The sequence below is a fragment of the Peteryoungia algae genome, from assembly GCF_030369675.1.
Taxonomy (GTDB): domain Bacteria; phylum Pseudomonadota; class Alphaproteobacteria; order Rhizobiales; family Rhizobiaceae; genus Allorhizobium; species Allorhizobium algae.
The window spans coordinates 1278750-1298882 of sequence record NZ_CP128477.1; the positions used below are offsets into that span (position 1 = coordinate 1278750).

Annotated in this window: 13 protein-coding genes; 6 read left to right on the forward strand and 7 right to left on the reverse strand. The window is 61.9% G+C overall.

The window, feature by feature from the left end:
• Positions 1 to 175 precede the first annotated feature (175 nt).
• Positions 176 to 412, forward strand: coding sequence for a hypothetical protein (locus QTL56_RS06415; RefSeq protein WP_245136591.1), 237 nt, complete (start codon positions 176 to 178; stop codon positions 410 to 412).
• A gap of 27 nt (positions 413 to 439) precedes the next feature.
• Here QTL56_RS06415 and QTL56_RS06420 read toward each other — a convergent pair whose 3' ends face one another.
• The 4 genes from QTL56_RS06420 to QTL56_RS06435 all read right to left on the reverse strand — a co-directional run bounded on the left by QTL56_RS06420 (position 440) and on the right by QTL56_RS06435 (position 10162).
• A complete protein-coding gene (locus QTL56_RS06420; protein WP_245136590.1) occupies positions 440 to 4180 on the reverse strand; it encodes an AsmA family protein in 3741 nt (1246 codons plus the stop codon).
• Positions 4181 to 4253: 73 nt separating this feature from the next.
• Positions 4254 to 5663 carry an FAD-binding oxidoreductase gene (locus tag QTL56_RS06425; protein ID WP_245136589.1) on the reverse strand — a complete coding sequence of 470 codons (1410 nt, stop codon included), beginning with the start codon at positions 5661 to 5663 and terminating at the stop codon, positions 4254 to 4256.
• Positions 5664 to 5783: 120 nt separating this feature from the next.
• Complete coding sequence (locus QTL56_RS06430) at positions 5784 to 8933, reverse strand: efflux RND transporter permease subunit (protein WP_229576789.1); 3150 nt, start codon at positions 8931 to 8933, stop codon at positions 5784 to 5786.
• Positions 8930 to 10162, reverse strand: coding sequence for an efflux RND transporter periplasmic adaptor subunit (locus tag QTL56_RS06435; protein ID WP_245136588.1), 1233 nt, complete (start codon positions 10160 to 10162; stop codon positions 8930 to 8932). The genes QTL56_RS06430 and QTL56_RS06435 overlap by 4 nt, the downstream gene beginning before the upstream one ends.
• Before the next feature lie 276 nt (positions 10163 to 10438).
• Between QTL56_RS06435 and QTL56_RS06440 the strand changes: the two genes are divergently transcribed.
• Entirely contained in the window at positions 10439 to 12925 is a 2487-nt protein-coding gene (locus tag QTL56_RS06440; protein ID WP_245136587.1) for an ATP-dependent helicase, read from the forward strand.
• An 87-nt stretch (positions 12926 to 13012) separates the two neighbouring features.
• Positions 13013 to 13966 carry a glycosyl transferase family 90 gene (locus tag QTL56_RS06445; protein WP_245136586.1) on the forward strand — a complete coding sequence of 318 codons (954 nt, stop codon included), beginning with the start codon at positions 13013 to 13015 and terminating at the stop codon, positions 13964 to 13966.
• A gap of 25 nt (positions 13967 to 13991) precedes the next feature.
• Here the strand turns inward: QTL56_RS06445 and QTL56_RS06450 are convergent, their stop codons facing one another.
• From QTL56_RS06450 to QTL56_RS06460, 3 genes are all read right to left on the reverse strand, one after another.
• Complete coding sequence (locus QTL56_RS06450) at positions 13992 to 14591, reverse strand: thymidine kinase (protein WP_245136585.1); 600 nt, start codon at positions 14589 to 14591, stop codon at positions 13992 to 13994.
• 119 nt (positions 14592 to 14710) lie between these two features.
• A complete protein-coding gene (locus QTL56_RS06455; RefSeq protein WP_245136584.1) occupies positions 14711 to 14989 on the reverse strand; it encodes a DUF6074 family protein in 279 nt (92 codons plus the stop codon).
• A gap of 130 nt (positions 14990 to 15119) precedes the next feature.
• Positions 15120 to 17459 (reverse strand): glucose/quinate/shikimate family membrane-bound PQQ-dependent dehydrogenase, encoded by a 2340-nt coding sequence (locus tag QTL56_RS06460; protein WP_245136583.1) that lies wholly within the window; start codon positions 17457 to 17459, stop codon positions 15120 to 15122.
• Positions 17460 to 17651: 192 nt separating this feature from the next.
• Here QTL56_RS06460 and pncA point away from each other — a divergent pair, with 192 nt between their 5' ends.
• The 3 genes from pncA (at position 17652) to panB (ending at position 20069) form a co-directional block, all read left to right on the forward strand.
• Positions 17652 to 18278 carry a bifunctional nicotinamidase/pyrazinamidase gene (pncA, locus tag QTL56_RS06465; RefSeq protein ID WP_245136582.1) on the forward strand — a complete coding sequence of 209 codons (627 nt, stop codon included), beginning with the start codon at positions 17652 to 17654 and terminating at the stop codon, positions 18276 to 18278.
• 89 nt (positions 18279 to 18367) lie between these two features.
• Positions 18368 to 19240, forward strand: a complete 873-nt coding sequence (gene panC / locus QTL56_RS06470; RefSeq protein ID WP_245136581.1) for a pantoate--beta-alanine ligase — start codon at positions 18368 to 18370, stop codon at positions 19238 to 19240.
• A gap of 1 nt (position 19241) precedes the next feature.
• Positions 19242 to 20069, forward strand: coding sequence for a 3-methyl-2-oxobutanoate hydroxymethyltransferase (gene panB / locus QTL56_RS06475; RefSeq protein WP_229576797.1), 828 nt, complete (start codon positions 19242 to 19244; stop codon positions 20067 to 20069).
• The last annotated feature ends 64 nt before the right edge of the window (positions 20070 to 20133 follow it).

The following is a 20133-nucleotide window of genomic DNA, read 5'->3' on the forward strand; positions in this document are numbered from 1 at the left end:
TTGTATTGCCTCTGGCGAATCGTTCCAGCACCCATTCAGCAAGAGGCCATTTTCCATGACGACGGTTTCCACCTCGACTACCCAGACGATCTTATCGTCCACAAGCAACTCGACCTCTGCAATCAAGTCTGAGATCGCAAGTCTTGAGGCAAGCATTTCCAGTCAGGAAGAGGCCTTGAGCTCGGCCACTACGGACGACGAGGAGGCGGAAATCAATGAAGCGCTTACGGAGCTCCGCGCAGCACTCGCCGTTGCCGAAGCGAAGCTGGCCCAGCTGAATCCGACCTCCGAACCGACGGCAGAAGTTCCGGCCGAAACACTGCTGTCGGGTGAAAGCGAAACAATCGGCACATCGAACCTCTCCGAGAATGTCGAAGACACACCCTTTGGTGAGCGGACGGCATATGTTTGATCCGGTCGATCCGGACCCGGCCCCGGTTCAGTTGACCCCCGGCAAGCCATTGAACTGAAGTTCCGGCAGGGGCTGGCGGGTCACCCGCTCCTCCGGCGCCACTGGTACGACCGGTTGCGATGGAACTGTCTCCGTCGTCACAAAGCCCCGCTCCTCCGGAATCGGCGGATCAGAGGGCTTCGGAGCCGCGTCAGCCTCTCTGGCAGCCTCCAAGGCTGCTGCATCAGCTTCCGCCTTCAACCGGGCTTCTTCTTCCAGCCTGAGCCGTTCAGCCTCGGCACGCCGGCGCTCGTCGTCTCGGGCGCGTGCAAGGGCTGCCTCCCGCCTGAGCCTCTGCTTCTCCAGAACGGTCGCCTGCAGTGCCTCGACCCGCCGCCGCTCGGCCTCGAAGGCTCGCAAGGAGAAGAAATTGGTGAGCTCGGTCACGTCGAGCACCCGTTCGGGCGCAAGGGTCGGCCCCTTGAGCAACAGGCGAAGATCGGGCTGTGTCCCGTCCATGGCAGCATCCCCGGCATCGAAGGCAATCCCTACCTCCCCATCCAGCGTGCCGGCACGCAGATCCAGTCGCAGCGCGCCGTCGAGTTCCGCCTGCGCCGTCTGATGGGTCGCGGCCTGGACACGCACGGTGCCGTCCGACAGCGCGAAAGGCACGGTTACATCCCCCAGCGGCGTGGATCCGGCCGTGATCAGTCTTTCCACGAGCGCCAGGACCTTTTCCTCATCGATCTCGGTGCCGAGTGCATCGGCTTCGGTGATCAGCCTCGGCATGATGGACAGATCGAACTCATCCAGCGTCAGGCCCTTCATCCGCGCCTCCCCGGATCCGCTCGACATTCCGATCAGCTCGGCCGGCGTCTTGCCACCACCCTCCACGACGAAGGTGAGGTCCATGCGGCCCGAAGGACTGTCCGTCGTCGCGATGCCTCGTTCGACACGCAAAGCGTTAACCATGCGGGCGATATCGCCGTCGGCCAGATCGAGCCGCGCCCGAAGGAAGCCGTTTCCGTCGGTATTCGCCACCGAGAAGCGCCCTTTGATCCGCCCGCCCAGCCAATCGGCCGACACGTCATCGAAGGTGAGTTCGCCGGCCTTGTTGCGAAGCGTTCCGGATAGATCGGTCATGGCTTCGCCCAGACCGGGCCAGAGCCGGTTGACGGTCAGCCCCAGATCGAGATCGAAAGGCAGTGCCATGGGCCCCAAGGCTGCAGAAGACAGAGCGCCGCTTGTCGGATCTCTCAGCGGGCCGACCGCGGTTTCCGCCAGCCAGTCGAGGTCGAGCTGATCGAGAGTGACCTTCCCGACGGCAGATGGCACCGCAGTCGTCAGATCGACACGCCCCTCGGCCGCGACCGCTTGACCGGCAAGGCTCGCCTCGAAACTCTCGACGGCAAGTTGGCCCTTGGCCAGCGAAAGCCGCGTTTCGCCCGTGATCGGTACGCCGGTCGCTGCATCGGGCAAGCTCAGGCCAAGCGCCATCAGATAGGGGCCGATATCATCACTTTCGAGCGAGACCTGCCAATCACCGTCAAGAAGGCCGGACGTGTCAAACGCTGTCAGTTCCGCGGTCGCGTCGAGGGTCGTTGCGACGCCGGCGAAGCGCACAACGGCCTCGGCATTCCCGTCACCTGCCGCGTCAAGCGTGAGGGTCAGCGCACCGCCCTCCCCGATCGTCCAGGGCAAGGGATTGAAACCTGCTTGCCCGAGCAGGATCTGCGCCTCATCATTTTCCAGCTGCAGCTCGAAGCGCCGCTTGCCGCCTGACAGAAGGGTTGAAAGATCACGAGCGCCAGCCTTCAGCGAAACCACACTGTCGGAGGCTCGACCGCTCGCATTAAGAACCACCGCCCCGTCTTCCGGAACGCTCAGCGTGATCTGGATATCCGTGTCCTGATACCAGAGTGCGGCCTTGGCCAGCCGTTCGATGATGGGGCTGTTCGGCAACCGCTCACGCAGCAGCGTCAGGAACGGTTCCGGATTGGCAGATTTGAATGCGATCTGCCCCTCGCCGACCGGCTGGGTCTCGGTATCTCGCAGCTTGCCGCTGACGCGCAACGAACTGCCAGCCACATTGCCAAGGTTCAGGCGCTCGATGGCAAGCTGGCCGGACTGGTAGGTCACGATCGCCTCGACCTGTTCGGCGGTGACGCCGAATGCCAGCAATTCGTCGACATTCAAACGGGCAGCGACCCGTTCGGCCAGAAGACGCTGTTCGGCATCCTCACCGATGATGAGGGCCGCGATCGCCCGCGCGGCGTCCAGATCAAGCTTTTCTCCATCGAGATCGACGGAAAGGCTTGCCGCGGAACCGGCGCGCGACTCGCGTTCGATCCGGCCCTTCAGGGGCTCCGCACCGATCGCAAGCTCCAGCTTCTCGAAGCGTTGCAGCTCCGGGGTCAGGTTGACGGAAGCGGAAAAACCGGCGGATGTCAGCCCGCGGATGGCCGGATCCACCCGGCCCGAAATCCATGTGGCCAGTCCCGACGGTTGTGTCGAGGCGACAAGCAGGTTTCCTTCAAAGGACGGCGTGCCGATGAGCACCAGCCGTCCGCTCGCCTCGACCTGGGTGCGTCCAGGCAGCAATCCGACAGCCCTGTCCACGGTCCAGCCGTCACCGGCCGGGCGAATGTCAAGCTGCAGATCCCGGAATACCGCATCTCCGGCCACGAGCGCCGGCAGCCGCAGGCTTGCCCGGCCGGGCACCTTGGGAATCGGGATCTGCGCGGCTGTCGCCAGAAGCAACACCATCCTCTGCTGGACAGAAACGGACCCGTTCCGTGACGTCTTTGCCCGGCTCCCGTCGGCCGCCAGCCGGTTGACATCGACCTGCTGCCCCTCGGCCGTCAGCAGGAATTCCGGGTTCGTACCCGTGTCGAGCTTGGCTTCACCGGTGATCACATAGGGGTCGACGAAATCGCCAAGTTCCAGCCGGTAGGTCGGGATGGTGATGCTGTCATTCGCCAGCTTGAACTCACCGCGAACGCGCGGGGCCGGCGCCGGCTTCTGGCCGGCCTCGAAAGACTCGGGCGCGTCGGCGACTTTCCAGGTCGACGTGAAATTTCCTGTGTAATGCGGCTTGCCGTCCTGGAGGGCCAGATCCCCCTCAAGCATGAGGTCGAAAGGCCGCCTCTCGGGATCGATACGCATCCTCAGCGGCAGGGAGGCCCCGGCGAATTCGGATGTCGTGAGGCCGAAACTTGCTGCCTCTCCATCCAGTTCGGCACGTCCCTCGATGGACCACGGACCGGCGAGCGTGCGCGCAGAAAGAGATGCGTCGAGATTGGTCAGGATCCGGTCGCGTCCCGACTGCTGGTCGATGAACTCGATCGTACCACCACTGACGGAAACCTTTTCAAGGACCACGGTTCGGGCGGGAATGCTCGGCCTGCTGCCGCGCAGCCAGTCCAGCGAACCATCCGCCAGCAAACGGATGCGCGCCTGCGGTTCCTCGATCCGCATGTCGAAAATGCGGGCCTCCCCTGAGAGGAAAGGCGCAAGCTCCGCGTCGAGCGAAAACCGCGCCACCCGCACCAATGGCGTCCCGTCGACATCGGTGCCGACGGTCACATCCTCCATTGTGACAGAGGGGAACGGCAGGAGCCGCGCGCTGACCGCTCCATTGACCACAACCTTCTTGCCGAGCAACTGGCTCGCCTGGTCCTCGAAGTTCTGACGGAAATTGGTCCAGTCGACGAAGACAGGCGCCAGCAGGGCTGCAAAGAGCGCAACCACCACAAGACCGCCAAGCGTTGCCAGTATGCGTCCGAGCACGGATGTCCACTCCCTTGATTACGGCCCGAAGGTAACGCAATTCACCAGCGGGGCAACCCGCAAGCTCTTGCAGTCACTGGCGAAAGATCTTGCCGGGATTGAATATATTGTCAGGATCGAGGCTCGCCTTGATGGCGCGCATCGCCGGCAGTGCCGAGCCGAGTTCCTGCTCCAGATAGCCGATCTTGCCCTGCCCGATCCCATGCTCGCCCGTGCAGGTTCCGTCCAGCGCAAGTGCTCGGCCATTCAGCCGCTCCAGGAAGGCTTCCGCCTTTTCCACATCCGCTGCATCCTTGTCGTTGAAGAGCAGAAGAACGTGAAAATTGCCGTCACCCGCATGCCCGACGATCGGCGCGAGAAACCCCTGTTCGCGAATGTCGGCCTGCGTTGCGGCAACGCATTCGGCGAGCCTGGAGATCGGCACGCAGACATCGGTCGAGAGTGCTGCAAGCTCCGGCGCCAGCGCCCGGCTTGCCCAATAGGCATTGTGGCGGGCCTTCCACAACTGGCTCCGCTCTTCCGCATTCGCCGTGTAGGCGAATTCATCACCGCCGAAATCGGCCGCGATCTCTCTGAACTGCGCGGCCTGCAGGGCGACCGTCTCCTCGGTCCCGTGAAACTCGACGAAGAGCGTCGGGCGTTCGGCATAGGAGAGCTTCGAATAGGCGTTGCAGGCGCGGATCTGCATCTCGTCGAGCAACTCGATTCGCGCAACCGGAATGCCCAACTGGATGGTCATGATCACCGCGTTGCAGGCGTCTTCAAGCGTGGGGAAGGCGCAGACGCCGCCACTGATCTTGGCCGGAATGCCCTGCAGACGCAGCGTGATAGAGGTGATAATGCCGAGCGTGCCCTCCGAACCGACAAAGAGACGCGTCAGGTCGTAGCCGGCCGAGGATTTGCGGGCCCGCCGGGCCGTGCGGATCTCTTCACCGTTGGCGGTGACGACGGTGAGCGCCAGGACATTGTCCTTCATCGTGCCGTAGCGCACGGCATTGGTGCCGGAAGCACGCGTCGCCGTCATGCCGCCGATCGAGGCATTGGCACCGGGATCGATGGGGAAGAAAAGGCCGGTGTCACGCAGATAGGTGTTGAGGTCCTCGCGGGTTACGCCCGGCTCGACCGTGCAGTCGAGATCCTCGGCATTGACCGAGAGGATCCTGTTCATCCGGGTAAAGTCCACGGAAATCCCGCCACTGGGGGCGTTGACCTGCCCCTCCAGCGACGAACCGGTGCCGAAAGGAATGATCGGCACACGGTGGGCAGCGCAAACACGCACGATCTCCTGCACTTCGGCCGCAGCCTCGACGAACACCACACCGTCGGGACGCTGCGACGGCAGATAGGTGGTCGTGTGGCTGTGCTGCTCCCGAAAGCTCTCGCCGATCTGGAAACGTTCGCCGAAACGCTGTTTCAGCATGGGCAAGACCAGCGCGATGCCGTCTTCGTTGCGCTTGCCGTCGATTACATCCTTGCGGGCCATCCGCGACCTCTCGAATTCAGCCATGGGGCGCAGCGGCGACGTGCCGGTGCGCCCCTGCTATGGGATAGGCCTTGAGATTTGTCCAGACGGCCGAAGCGCACAGCCGAGCGCCCTAGCCGGTCACTCCGCTGCAATTCGCGGAGGAGCACCGGCATCATTGGCGATCTTGAGCGTGGCATCCTCCAGCTCCGTCTTCAGGCGCGCCTCTTCCTGGGCATGTGGCTTGGAGAAGCCTGCGAGCAACAGGTAGGCAACGGGGGTGATGTAGAGCGTGACCAGCGTCGCGAAGCCGAGACCGCCGACAATCACCCAGCCGAGCGCAATACGCGCTTCGGCACCTGCACCTTGCGCCAGCACCAGCGGCACCCCGCCGAGCACAGTCGCGATCATCGTCATCATGACCGGACGCAATCTGATCGTGCAGGCCGTCTCGATCGCCTCCCGCACGGAGAGCCCCCGGTCACGGAGCTGGTTGGCGAATTCAACAATGAGAATGCCGTTCTTCGCCATCACGCCGACGAGCAGCACGAGACCGATCTGGCTGTAGACGTTGAGCGTCGACCCCGTCACGATCAGCGCGAACACGGCACAGGCCAGACCGAGTGGCACCGTCGCCATGATGATCAGCGAGGAGATCACACTTTCGAACTGCGCGGAGAGCACCAGGAAGATGATCGCGATGGCGAAGCCGAAGGTGAGCGCCATGCCATAGCTGTTCTCTTCCAGCGTCGCAGCCTCCGCAAGCGGAATGAGCCTTGCACCAGGCGGCAGGAGCGGCTGAACGATCTGCGTCACCATCTCGACGGCATCTCCAAGAGCGACACCATCCCCAAGCCCGGCCGAGAAGGAAACCGAGGCAAGCTGTTGCTCGCGGTTCAGGGTTGGCGAGACGGCCTTCTCTTCCAGCGATGCAATGGTCGACATCGGCACCACACGGCCATCTGATGTCGTGAGGAAGATGTTCTCCAGATCCGTCGGATCGTTGATCGGCTGGGTGCTCGACACCAGTCGAACCGGGATCGAGTTACCGTCAACGAAGACGTCCGTGACCGACCGCCCTTCGAGCAGGGCTTGCAACGAGGTGCCGATGGCGCCGATATCGATGCCGAGATCGGATGCGCGTTCCCGGTCGATCGTCACCGAGATCTGCGCCTGGGTCGGCTCGTTTTCGAGACGCGGTGTCTGGAACTCGGGGCGGACACTCAGTTCCTCGACGATCTTGATCGCCGCGGCCGTGAGCGTCTCATGGTTCGAGCCGACCACCGCCATCTGCAGTCCACTGCCAGCGCCACGAATACGCAGACTGTTGGTCTGGAACACGTTGCCGCGAAGCGCCGGCACCTTGGCGGCCGCCGCATTCACGTCCTGAACGATCTCGTTCTGGTTGCGCGCACGCTCCGACCACGGCGCGAGCGTCATCACCATGAAGGCGCTGTTCGACGAGCCCTGACCGGAAATCGAGAAGATGTTCTGGATCTCGCCACTGTCTCTCAGTGGCTGCAGGTTTTCCTCGACCCTTTGCAACTGGTCGCGGGTATAGGCGAGGCTCGACCCTTGCGGTGTCGAAAGCCGCATCAGAACCAGCGAGCGGTCCTCGCGGGGTGTGATCTCGCTCTGGATCCCCGTAAAGGCAACATAGGCCGCCCCCGAAAACACCAGGGCGAAGATGCAGACCAGCAGAGGATTACCGAGCCCGGCCCGCAGTGTCCGTGCATAGAAGCCGGCGAAGCGCTTGCCGAATGCACTCAGCAAGCCGCGGTCGTCCTTGGTTTCGCGTGACAGCATGCGCGATGCCATCATCGGGCACAGCGTCAGGGCAGTGGCCGAAGAAAGCAGCACCGCGAAGGCGAGCACGAAACCGAATTCGCGGAACAGGCCGCCGAGCTGGCCCGGCAGGAATGACAGGGGCACAAAGACCGCAGCGAGCGTCGCCGTGGTCGCAATGACGGCAAAGAACACTTCCTGCGTCCCGAGCACCGCCGCGGCGCGCGGCCCCATCCCCTCCGCCCGACGACGGACGATATTTTCGAGCACGACAATTGCGTCGTCCACCACGAGACCCGTGGCGAGAACGATGGCAAGCAGGGTCAGGATGTTGAGCGAAAAGCCGACGAGATAGATCGCCGCCAGCGTCCCGATCAAGGCGACCGGCATGGTGAGCGCCGGGATCAGGGTCGCTCTCCAGTCGCGCAGGAAGAGGAAGAGGACCACGAGCACGATGACGGCCGAGAGCCCGAGCGCGATCTCGACCTCATGCAAAGCCCCCTGAATGAAGACCGCGTCGTCGCTGGTGACGATGACACGCGTCCCCTCAGGCAGGGCGCTCGCCATGGCATCCACGGCGCCATGAACGCCTGCCGAAATGTTCAAGGTGTTGGACTGCGCCTGGCGGATGATGCCGAGGCCGACGCCCTGGACGCCATTGGAACGCAGCGAGGTCGAGCCTTCGTCAGGCCCGAGTGTCACCGTTGCCACATCGCGCAGCCGGACGCGATCGCCGATCAGGACGTTCTCGAAATCCTCGACCGTGGTCAGATTGGCGGTCGCCCGCACGACGATGTCTTGTGTCTGCGATTCAAGCGAGCCAGCCGGCACGTCGAGCGAAGAGTCCTGCAGCGCCGTTGCAAGGCTGGCGATGCTGAGCCCCCGGCTGGCGAGCGCCGCCTGATTGACGTCGATCCGGAAGACCTTTTCCTGATCGCCATAGACCTGGACGTCGGCGACGCCTTCGACTGCTGCCAGCCGGTCGGAGATCTCGTTGTCGACCAGAAGCGTCAGATCTTCCATGGAGAGCGTGGTGGAGGTCACGGCAAGCCGCATGATCGGCTGCGAGTCCGCATCCGCCTTCACGATGCGTGGTTCATCCGTATCGTCGGGCAACTGGTTACGCACCCGGCCCAGCGCATCGCGCACATCGTTTGCAGCGACGGCCAGGTCGACACTATCGCTGAATTCGAGCGTCGTCCGGCTGTCCCCGAACTGGGAGCGCGAGGACATCGACTTCAGACCACTCACCCGGGCGACGGCGCCCTCGATGATGCGCGTCACCTCCTGATCCATGGTTTCGGCCGAAGCGCCGTCATAATCAGTGCTGACCGTGATCACCGGCTGGTCGACATCGGGCAATTCGCGAATTTCGATGCCGGCCAGGGCCGCGAGACCCGCCACGACGAGCAGGGTGTTAAGAACCGCCGCGAGCACCGGCCGGCGGACGAAGAGCGCGGTGAAGCTGCGCCCGGACTGTTCGGAAGCGTTCTCTGTCGAACTCATCGTACGGCAACCTCCCCGGAACCGGCCTTGGCTTGTCCAACAATCTCGATCGCCCCACCCTCACGCACACGCTGCAGGCCTTCGACCGCCACGACATCCCCTTCCTTCAACGACGCCTCGACCAGGATCTGGTCCGAATTGCGCTGAACGATCGTCACACGCGTCTTCACGGACTTGTTATCGACAATCTGCCAGACGAAGGATCCCTCGCCGTCCCACTGGACCGCGAGCGGATTGACCGCCGCATATCGATCACCGGGGAAACGCATCGATACGGCAAACGACATGCCGGCGCGCAGGACATCGTCCGGATTGTCGATCTTCGCACGAATTCGGATCGTGCGACTTGCCTGATCCACACGGCTGTCGACGGCCTCGACGACGCCGTTGAAGGCCTGTCCCGGGCGCGAGACGGACCTTGCCTCGACCGGCATGCCCGGTCGGACAGCTGCCACGAAACGCTCGGGAGCCCAGAAATCGACCAGAAGCTGGCTGCGATTGTCGAGGGAAACGATGGCGGTCGTGTTCGTTACATTGTCGCCGACATTGACGCCGACGATCCCGATCACGCCGTCGATCGGTGCCACGATGTCGCGGCGCTTCAGGTTGAGTTCGGCCGTGGTGAGCTGCAGCTGTGCCTGCTCCTCAGCAATCTGTGCATCCAGGACATCGAGTCGCGAGAAGCTCTGCAGGTTCCGGTAGGATTCGGCTTTTTCCTTGGCGCTGCGCAGCGCCACGGCCGACTGATCGCGCAAGATAACCTGTTCTTCCCGATCCAGCCGGGCGATCACGTCGCCCTTCGTCACCTTCTGGCCGGACGAGACCAGGATTTCCGCAAGGGTCCCGGAGGCCTGCGGCATAACGGTCACGGCCTCGATGGCCTCTCCGTCGCCGATCGCGCTCAACCGGTCGTTCACCACGCCCATGGTCACCGGCTGCGTGGCCACAAGAATGGCCTGGTTGCCACCGCCACGACGGTTGCCCTGAGCCTGACCGCCGCCTTGCCCTTGTCCTTGCCCTTGTCCTGCACCTTGTCCCTGGCCGCCGGACTGCGCCTGCCGCCTGCCCTGTCCTTCACCCTCAGGCCCGCTGGACAACAGCGCGACCGCCGATGCCGGCACGCCCATGGAAACGAGCGTTCGCCCTGCTCCGGGTGAAAAATAGACCAGGGCACAGAGACCCGCGAAGAGAACGGCAAGACTGATGGCGAGTTGCTTCCAAATCGGCATGCAAGGCTCCAAAATGTAAAAACGGAATGTCAGCCGCTAAGTATCGGGTGCAAACGGTCGGTGGCAATGGCACAACGTCAAGCTTACTGATTTGTAATCTCGCGTCTTTTCACGCCACCGTGAACACGGCTCGGTTCACACCACAGATATGCGCCTCTTCCACAATATCATGGGCGGCGTCCGGAGACGTTTGAAATCCGTGAGTTAGCAGGCGCGAGGAATAAAACCAGAACGCCGTCACTGGCCTTTCCGACCCGAATCACTACATTGGGCCGCATGAGTAACGGTTTCGACGACATTCCATTCTTCGATGAAGAACCCGCGCCGCGCAAGCCGGCCGCATCTCTGACCCCTGCTGCAGGAGCCGGCGCGCCCTCCGGTGGTGGCCTCGGCATTGCGGCCCGCGCCATGGCCGCCCGGAACCAGGCCCGCGCGCCCGACTATCTCTCCGGCCTCAACCCCGAACAGCGCGAGGCAGTCGAAACCGTCGATGGCCCCGTATTGGTACTGGCCGGTGCGGGTACGGGCAAGACCCGCGTGCTGACCACCCGTATCGCCCATATTCTCGCGACCAATCACGCCTATCCCAGCCAGATTCTCGCGGTGACCTTCACCAACAAGGCCGCGCGCGAGATGAAGGAGCGCGTCGGTCATCTCGTCGGCGGTGCAGTCGAGGGCATGCCGTGGATGGGCACCTTCCACTCCATCGGCGTGAAGCTGCTGCGGCGCCATGCCGAACTGGTTGGCCTCTCCTCCGCCTTCACCATTCTCGATACCGACGACGTCGTGCGCCTCATCAAGCAGATCATCCAGGCCGAAGGGCTGGATGACAAGCGCTGGCCGGCCAAGCAGTTCGCCCAGATGATCGACGGCTGGAAGAACAAGGGTCTCGATCCGGCGCAGATCCCGGAGGGCGATGCCCGCGCCTTCGCCAACGGCAAGGGGCGCGAACTCTATGCCGCCTATCAGGCCCGCCTCAAGACGCTCAATGCCTGTGATTTCGGCGACCTGCTGCTGCATCCGATCCGCATGTTCAAAGCCAATCCGGATGTGCTGAAGGAATACCATCAGCGCTTCAAATATGTCCTCGTCGACGAATACCAGGACACCAACACCGCCCAGTACATGTGGCTGCGTCTGCTTGCCCAGCGTCCGCCGGGCGTGCCGCAGAATGTCTGCTGCGTCGGCGACGACGATCAGTCCATCTATGGCTGGCGCGGCGCGGAGGTGGACAACATCCTGCGCTTCGAGAAGGACTTCCCCGGCGCCAAGGTCATCAAGCTTGAGCGCAACTACCGATCGACGGAACACATCCTCGGTGCGGCCGGCTTCCTGATCGCCCACAATGAGGGCCGCCTCGGCAAGACGCTGTTTACCGACCGTGTGGATCCCAACGACGACAAGGTCGTGGTTCACGCCGCCTGGGATTCGGAAGAGGAAGCCCGGGCCGTCGGCGAGGAGATCGAACAGCTCCAGCGCAATCAGCACCCGCTGAACAACATGGCAATCCTGGTACGCGCCTCCTTCCAGATGCGCGAATTCGAAGACCGCTTCGTCACGCTCGGCCTCAACTACCGCGTCATCGGCGGCCCACGCTTCTACGAGCGCCTCGAAATCCGCGATGCCATGGCTTACTTTCGTCTGGTCTGCCAGCCGGCCGACGATCTCGCTTTCGAGCGCATTGTCAACACGCCCAAGCGTGGCCTCGGCGACACGACGATCCGCAATCTGCACGACTATGCCCGTGCCCGGGACATCCCGATGCTGGCGGCAGCGACCGACATCATCGAAACGGATGAGTTGAAGCCCAAAGCCCGCAAGGCGCTCTTCGACGTCGTGACCGATTTCCGCCGCTGGCAGTCACTGCTCGAAACCACGCCACATACCGAGCTCGCAGAGCAGATCCTAGACGAAAGCGGCTACACGGCGATGTGGCAGAACGACAAGTCTGCCGAAGCGCCGGGACGACTGGAAAACCTGAAGGAACTCATCCGCTCGATGGAGACCTTCGAGAGCCTGCGCGGTTTCCTCGAGCACGTGTCGCTGGTCATGGACGCCGAGACCAACGAGAACCTCGACGCCGTCTCGATCATGACGCTGCATTCGGCCAAGGGTCTGGAATTCGAGACCGTCTTCCTGCCGGGCTGGGAGGAAGGCCTGTTTCCCCATCAGCGCGCGCTGGACGAGGGCGGCCGCTCGGGCCTCGAAGAGGAGCGCCGGCTTGCCTATGTCGGCATCACGCGAGCCAAGCGCCGTTGCCACATCTGGTTCGTCTCCAACCGCCGCATCCATGGGCTGTGGCAATCAACCCTGCCGTCACGCTTCCTTGAAGAATTGCCGCCTGCGCATGTGGAAGTGGCCGAGTCAGAAACTTCCTATGGCGGCTATGGCCGAAATCCTTATGGCCAGTCCCGCTTCGACAAGCAGGAGCCCTTCCAGAACAGCTATTCGACGCCCGGCTGGAAACGCGCCCAGGCCAACAAGACCGATGCCACGCGTGACAACTGGGGCAGCCGCTCCGGCCATGCCGTCGAGCGCATCGGTTACGGTGAGAGCGGCCCGAGGGCGAAGACCATCGACGGCGAACTCGTCGCCAAGTCGTCAGCGACCGAACCCTCGCGTTTTTCAGTCGGCGACCGCGTCTTCCACATCAAGTTCGGCAATGGCAACATCGCGTCGATCGACGGCAACAAGCTGACGATCGATTTCGACCGGGCCGGCCAGAAACGGGTTCTGGACGGGTTTGTCGAGCGAGTAGCTTGACATAAAGCCTCACTCGACCAGCCCGGGATCTAATGGTAAAGCCGCCGCAATGATCGAAAAGACCAAGGGACAAACACTGTGTCCGGAATGCTGAATAGAACTGTTGCGCGAGTTCTTTACTACACCCAAAATACCGTACGAGACGCAATTCCACGCCGCTATTTCATCGCAAAACGTTCTGGCGTCCTGAACGCGCTTGAAAAAGCCGATTTTGCAGAAATTTCGTCGCGCCTTGGTTACTACAACAAGCTGAGCGGACCATTTTCTGCGTCATCTGGTAGTCATGCGATAGAAGAAACACGTCGAGACAGAAGTCGATACTATTTTGACTTCATGGAAGCTGCTCGATACTTCGATGGAGATTTGCGGGTCAGGACGATGTTCGGTGACATTACGCATGTTCCGGACCTTCCCACCATTGTCAAAAGCAGGCCTATCGGAGATACAAACCATAATTCCGTGCTGATGAAACTGGACAAGTTCCGGCATTTCCAAGGCGTGAACGATCCGCGTCCATTTGCGGAAAAACAGTCCAGGATTGTATGGCGAGGATCACCGAACAATAGGCTTCGGCACGCACTCCTCGAGAAGTTCTACAACCACCCTTCATTCGATGTGGGTTCAACGGGAGGCAGCGCTCCTACCGACTGGCAAAAGCCCTTCCTGTCCATTAGCGACCAACTGCGCTACCGCTACATCGTTTCAATCGAAGGAAATGACGTAGCAACCAATCTGAAGTGGATCATGTCAAGCAATTCACTGTGCTTCTCTCCACGACCGAAGTACGAGACATGGTACATGGAGGGGCGCCTGGAAGCAGGTCGACATTATGTCGAGATCCGGGATGACATGGCGGACATTGAGGAGAAGTTTCATTATTACGAAACCCATCCTGAAGAAGCGAAGAAAATCATCGACGAAGCGCAGACTTATTTCAAATCATTCCTGGATGAAAAAACAGAACTCGCTCTCTCCATATTGGTACTTGAAAAATACCTGAGTCTTAGCGGGCAATTGCAAGCGCACAGCATTTCCAAGTAACCGCAGCACCGGCCTCAGGCCACGCTCACGCGGCGCCAGTGACCTCTTCCGCCGCAAACGCCATCTGCCAGTGGCGTCGGCAGAGCGACGTGTAGGTCTCGTTGCCGCCGATCAGGACCTGTGCGCCGTCCCGCTGCGCCGTGCCATCCTCACCCATGCGCACGACCATGGTCGCCTTGCGACCGCAATGGCAAATCGATCGAGCCTCGGTCAGCTCGTCTGCAATTGCCAGCAGGACCTTGGAACCCGGAAAAAGCTCACCGCGAAAATCCGTCCTCAGGCCATAGGCCATGACGGGAATATCGAGCACGTCGACAATCCGTGAAAGCTGCCAGACCTGCTCGGAGGTCAGGAACTGTGCCTCGTCGACGAAGACGCAGGAGAGCGGCGATTTCTGATGATCTGCCTTGATGGCAGTGAAAAGGTCGTCCTGCGGGCCGAAAGCATCCGCTTCCGCCTTGAGACCGATCCGCGAGCCGATCCAGCCCTTGCCGACACGGTTGTCGAAGGCGCTGATCAACGTGGCAACCCGCATGCCGCGTTCCTGGTAGTTATAGGCCGCCTGCAGGAGGAGCGTCGATTTGCCAGCATTCATGGTGGCATAGATGAAATGAAGTTTGGCCAAGGCGTCGCTGCTCGTGATGGGTTCCCGTGTCGAAGCCGTCTTATCGGATCGGCACGACAACGGACAAGGACGACACGGCGTTGCCAACAGGAAGTATCAAGGCTTTGAGCGAGAAAACCTCAGCCCTGGGCAGCTTCCTCTCGGTGCAGCCACATCAATTCGATCTGGACTGCCGCCTGAAAGTCCATGATTTCCGCCCGCATCTCGTCTTCCGGGCAGCCGAGCTCGAGGAGTTCATTCCCGAGACCCCGGCAGGTCATCTTCCAGAATTCCGTCGCGGCATAGCCATTCAGCCGATCAAGCTCGATCGCGGAACGGCGCACCAGATCCCTACGGTTCGCAAGCGGAAAGAAGGCGATGGTTGGGGTGGTCGGGCCATTCATGGCTTGGCTACTCATGCGAAACATCCTCACGTTACGACATGTGTTTAGAATCACATGGTTAACGTTCCGTTTCGCGGCAATGCCCGGCATGCCGAACTGTCCCGAAAATGAACCCGCCCGAAGTGATCGGGCGGGTTCATGTCGCTTAATCCGGGAGCGTGTAGGCGATGACATAGTCCCCCGGGTCGGTGCCGACGGAGCCGTGCCCCCCGGCCACCATGACGACATACTGCTTGCCGTCATCCAGAGCATAAGTCATCGGCGTCGCCTGCCCGCCGGCCGGCAGCCGCGTCTCCCACAACTGGTCGCCTGTGGTCAGATCATAAGCGCGCAGATAGTTGTCGACGGCCGCCCCCAGAAAGACCACGCCACCCTTGGTGATCATAGGACCACCAATGCCGGGAACGCCGACCTTGAACGGCAGCGGCAGCGGCGTCATGTCAATGACGGTGCCATTGCGCTTCTGATAGGCAATCTGACCCGTCTTCAGATCGACACCGGCTACCGTTCCCCATGGCGGCGCTTGGCAGGGAATGCCGAGCGGCGACAGGAACGGTCCCATGATGACGCCATAGGGTGCACCATCATTGCGGTTCAGCCCCTGCTCGGATCCAGTGGTGCCGGCCTCTTTCGGCGGAATTTCGGACCGCGGCACAAGCTGCGAGGTAAAGGCCAGGTAGGTCGGCATTCCGAACATCACCTGCCGCTCGGGATCGACCGCGACCGAGCCCCAGTTGAAGGTCCCGAAATTGCCGGGATAGACGAGCGTACCTTCCAGCGAAGGCGGCGTGTACTGGCCCTCGTATTTCAGCTGGTGGAACTGGATCCGGCACATCATCTGGTCGATGATCGTCAGCCCCCACATATTGCTCTCGGTCATCGTCGGCGGCCGGAAGGTGAGATCCGAAATTGGCTGCGTCGGCGCTGCGAAGTCCTCCGGTATCGCACCACCAGGGGCCGGGATCTCCCGTACCGGGATAATCGGTTCGCCATTGCGGCGGTCGAGGACATAGATGTCGCCCTGCTTGGTCGGTCCGATCAGGGCTGGCACCACACTACCGTCGTCACGATTGAGGTCCATCAGGACGGGCTGTGCCGGCACATCCATGTCCCAGAGGTCATGATGCACGGTCTGGCGCACCCAGCGGTCCTGTCCGGTATTCACGTCGAGCGCAACGATAGAGGAAGCGTATTTCTCGACACTCTCGCTGCGACCCATGCCGAGCTGGTCAGGGACCTGATTGCCGAGGGGAATGTAGACAAGGCCGAGCTCTTCATCGACCGAAAAGATCGACCAGCTGTTCGGCGAATTTGGCGTGTAGGTTTCGTCCAGCCCAATGGGCGCGGTCTGCGTGGGATTGCCGCTGTCCCAGTTCCAGACCAGTTCCCCTGTGTTGACGTCGAAGGCTCGGATGACGCCTGAGGGAGACTGTGTCGAATAATTGTCGTTCACCGCACCGCCGATGATGATCTTGCCTGCAGCGATCACCGGTGGCGAGGTCGAATAGTAGTAACCCGCCGGATTGTAGGGCATGTTCTGCTCGAGCCGCAGCGTGCCGCCATTGGCGAAATTCTCGCAGACGGCGCCGGTACCCGCATCAAGCGCGATCAGCCGGGCATCCGACGTCGGCAGGTAGACACGCTCGGCGCAGACGGTGTCTTCGAGGGCGGACGGATCCTTGTAATAGGTAACGCCTCGGCAGGTCTGATGCTGCCGGTCCGGATTGAGGCCCGCATTCGGATCGAATTTCCATTTCTCCTGCCCGGTCGCCGCATCCACGGCAATCGCCCAATTGTGGGGCGTGCAGAGAAAAAGCGTGTCTCCGACCTTGAGCGGCGTGACCTGATAGGTCGTTTCGCCCACATCCTCCGGCAGCTTCACATCACCGGTTTGATAGGTCCAGGCGATCTTCAGATCCTTGACATTGTCGGTCGTGATCTGGGTGAGCGGCGAATAGCGCTGGCCATAGGACGTGCGGCCATACCGGTGCCAGTCGGCATCGGGAACATCACCACCAAGAGCAGGCGCGGCAGCTACCTGTTCAGTCGGCAGCGCACCGTGGCGCCCATAGGGCTCGACGAACAGGGAAATGCCGGCAACGACGACGGACACCAGGACTGGCACGGCGACCGGCAGCATGCTGGCCGCCACCCGATCACGCCGATGAACGGGACCGAGCCTCCTCCGGATTGCCGGCAGCATCAGCCACAGGCCGAGCACAACGATGAGGCCTCCGCGCGGGCCGAGCTGCCACCAGTCGAGACCGACTTCCAGAACAGCCCAGATGAGGCTTACAAGGATGAATACGCCGTAGACCCAGAGCGCTTCCGCGCGCCTGAAGAAAAGCAAGACAGCTGTTGCCAGCAGGGCCAGCCCGGCGAGAAGGAAATAGGGACTGCCGCCCAGGATGAGAAGCTGTATTCCCCCTGCCCCGAGAACGAGCCCCAGGATCCCGAAGACGACGGCGGTAACGATGAGAAACATGCCGGTTCCATTCGATGCTTAGATGTGGCGGATACGACCGCAAGGCGCGGTCGCGTCTAAGAACGCTTTGAGCGGAACGATGGAACCAAATGATTGTTCCATATTTCGGAACCCTCGGAAAACACGGACCCTGGCCTTGATCCCGAGCGTGGTGATTGCCATCTTGCGCCGCACATGGATTGGAGCGTGATCATGACCAAGGCCCTTCTGCTCATCGACATCCAGAATGGATTCTGCCCGGGAGGCAATCTACCGGTTGCGGAAGGTGACGAGGTCGTGCCCGTCGCCAATCGCCTGATGGCAAGCGGCAAGTATGACATCATCGTCGCATCGCAGGATTGGCATCCCTCCAACCATGGCAGCTTCGCCTCCCAGCATCGCGGCAAGAATCCCTTCGACATGGGAGAGCTTTCCGGCCAACCCCAGGTCATGTGGCCCGACCACTGCGTGCAGGACAGCGTCGATGCCGAGTTCCATCCCGAACTCGCGACCGATCGCATCGACTTCGTGCAGCGCAAGGGTGAGAACCCGAAGGTCGACAGCTATTCCGCCTTCCGCGACAATGACAAGGCGGCACTCACGGGTCTTGCCGACTGGCTGAAGGCAAAGGGCGTGACAGAGCTCGATGTGATGGGGCTTGCCACAGATTACTGCGTCAAATTCTCCGCGCTCGATGCGGTGGACATGCTGCCGGGGGCAAAGGTCCGGCTGATTGCGGACGGCTGCCGCGGCATCGATCCGAAAGGCGTTGAAGAGGCCATCGAGGCCATGCGCCAGGCGGGTGTCGAGATCACTGACAGCAGCCGAATCGGTTTCTGAGCAAGTTTCTGCAAAGGATTCGTGCGATTGCCTTTTTTGACGGCAAGCGTTAGAGCCGAGCCAATGAGAAGACAGGGAGAACGCCGGTCATGGAAATCGTCACCACGATCGCCGCTTTGCGACAGAAGCTCGCGCCCCGCCGCCGCGCCGGCCATACCATCGGCTTCGTGCCGACCATGGGTTATCTGCATCAGGGGCACCTCAGCCTCGTCGGCCTTGCCAAGTCTGAAAACGAGGTGACGGTCGTCTCGATCTTCGTCAACCCGCTGCAGTTCGGCAAGAACGAGGATCTCGAGAAATATCCGCGCGACCTCATCCGCGACAGTGCGATGCTGGAAGAAGAAGGCGTAGACTTCCTTTTCGCCCCCGATGTCCAGGACATGTATCCGGAACCGATGCAGACGGTGGTCGATCTGCCGAAACTCGGCTCCGAACTCGAGGGCGAGGCCCGTCCCGGCCATTTCGCCGGTGTGGCGACCGTCGTCACCAAGCTTTTCAACATCGTCCAGCCCGACAGCGCCTATTTTGGCGAGAAGGACTATCAGCAGGTCACGATCATCCAGAAGATGGTCAAGGATCTTGCGCAACCTGTGCGCATCGTGCCCGTGGCCACCGTGCGCGAGGGGGACGGCCTCGCCTGCTCGTCCCGCAACGTCTATCTTTCGGCCGCCGAGCGGGCCGCAGCGGTCGTCGTGCCGAAGACACTCGCCGAAGCAGAGCGTCTGGTTCGGACCGGTATCCGTGACGTGCCGACACTGGAAGCGAAACTCGTCGAGTTCATCCGCACCGAACCGCTTGCCGAGCCTGAGGTCGTGGCCATCCGGGACCCGCGCACCCTGGAGCGGATCGATAAAGTGAAGGACACGGCACTTGTCCTGCTCTACGTCCGCTTCGGCAAGACCAAGCTTCTCGACAACCGCATCATCGGCCAAGCGGCCGCCACCGGCATGGAGGCCGCCTGACATGAGCACACCACCCCGCCAGAAGCGCCTGACACCGGCCGACATCACAGCCCTCAAGGGCGTCACGCCGATCGTCTCGCTCACGGCCTACACGACACCTGTTGCCCGCATTCTCGACCGCCATTGCGACCTGCTCCTGGTCGGCGATAGCCTCGGCATGGTGCTTTACGGTATGGAAACCACCGTTGGCGTCACCATGGACATGATGGTCGCCCACGGCCAGGCCACGATGCGCGGCACGTCACGCGCCTGCGTGATCGTCGACCTCCCCTTCGGCGCCTATCAGGAGAGCAAGGAACAGGCTTTCCGCAATGCCGTGCGCCTGATGAAGGAAACCGGCTGCGACGGCGTGAAGCTCGAAGGCGGGGCGGAAATGGCCGAAACAGTCGAATTTCTCGTCAGCCGCGGTGTTCCCGTCTTCGGCCATATCGGCCTGATGCCGCAGCAGGTGAACACGTCCGGAGGTTATCGCTCCAAGGGCCACAGTGAAGCAGAGCAGGACAAGATCCGCCGCGACGCAAAGGCGATCGACGAAGCCGGTGCCTTCGCCATGGTGATCGAAGGCACGGTCGAACCTCTCGCCCGCGAAATCACCACAACGGTGAAGGCGGCTACGATCGGAATCGGCGCCTCCCCCGCCTGCGACGGCCAGATCCTCGTCTCCGACGACATGCTCGGGCTGTTCAACGAATTCAAGCCGCGCTTCGTCAAGCACTACAGCGAGTTGGCCGACGTCATCGACAAGGCCGCCGGGGGTTATGCCGCCGAGGTAAAGGACCGCATTTTCCCGGGCCCGGAACACACCTTCCAGATCCGCCCGAAGAAATAGCGGAAATTTCGATGGGCCGCCCAGATGATCGGAATTATGTCGCCGGTTTACGAGAAGGCGCGGC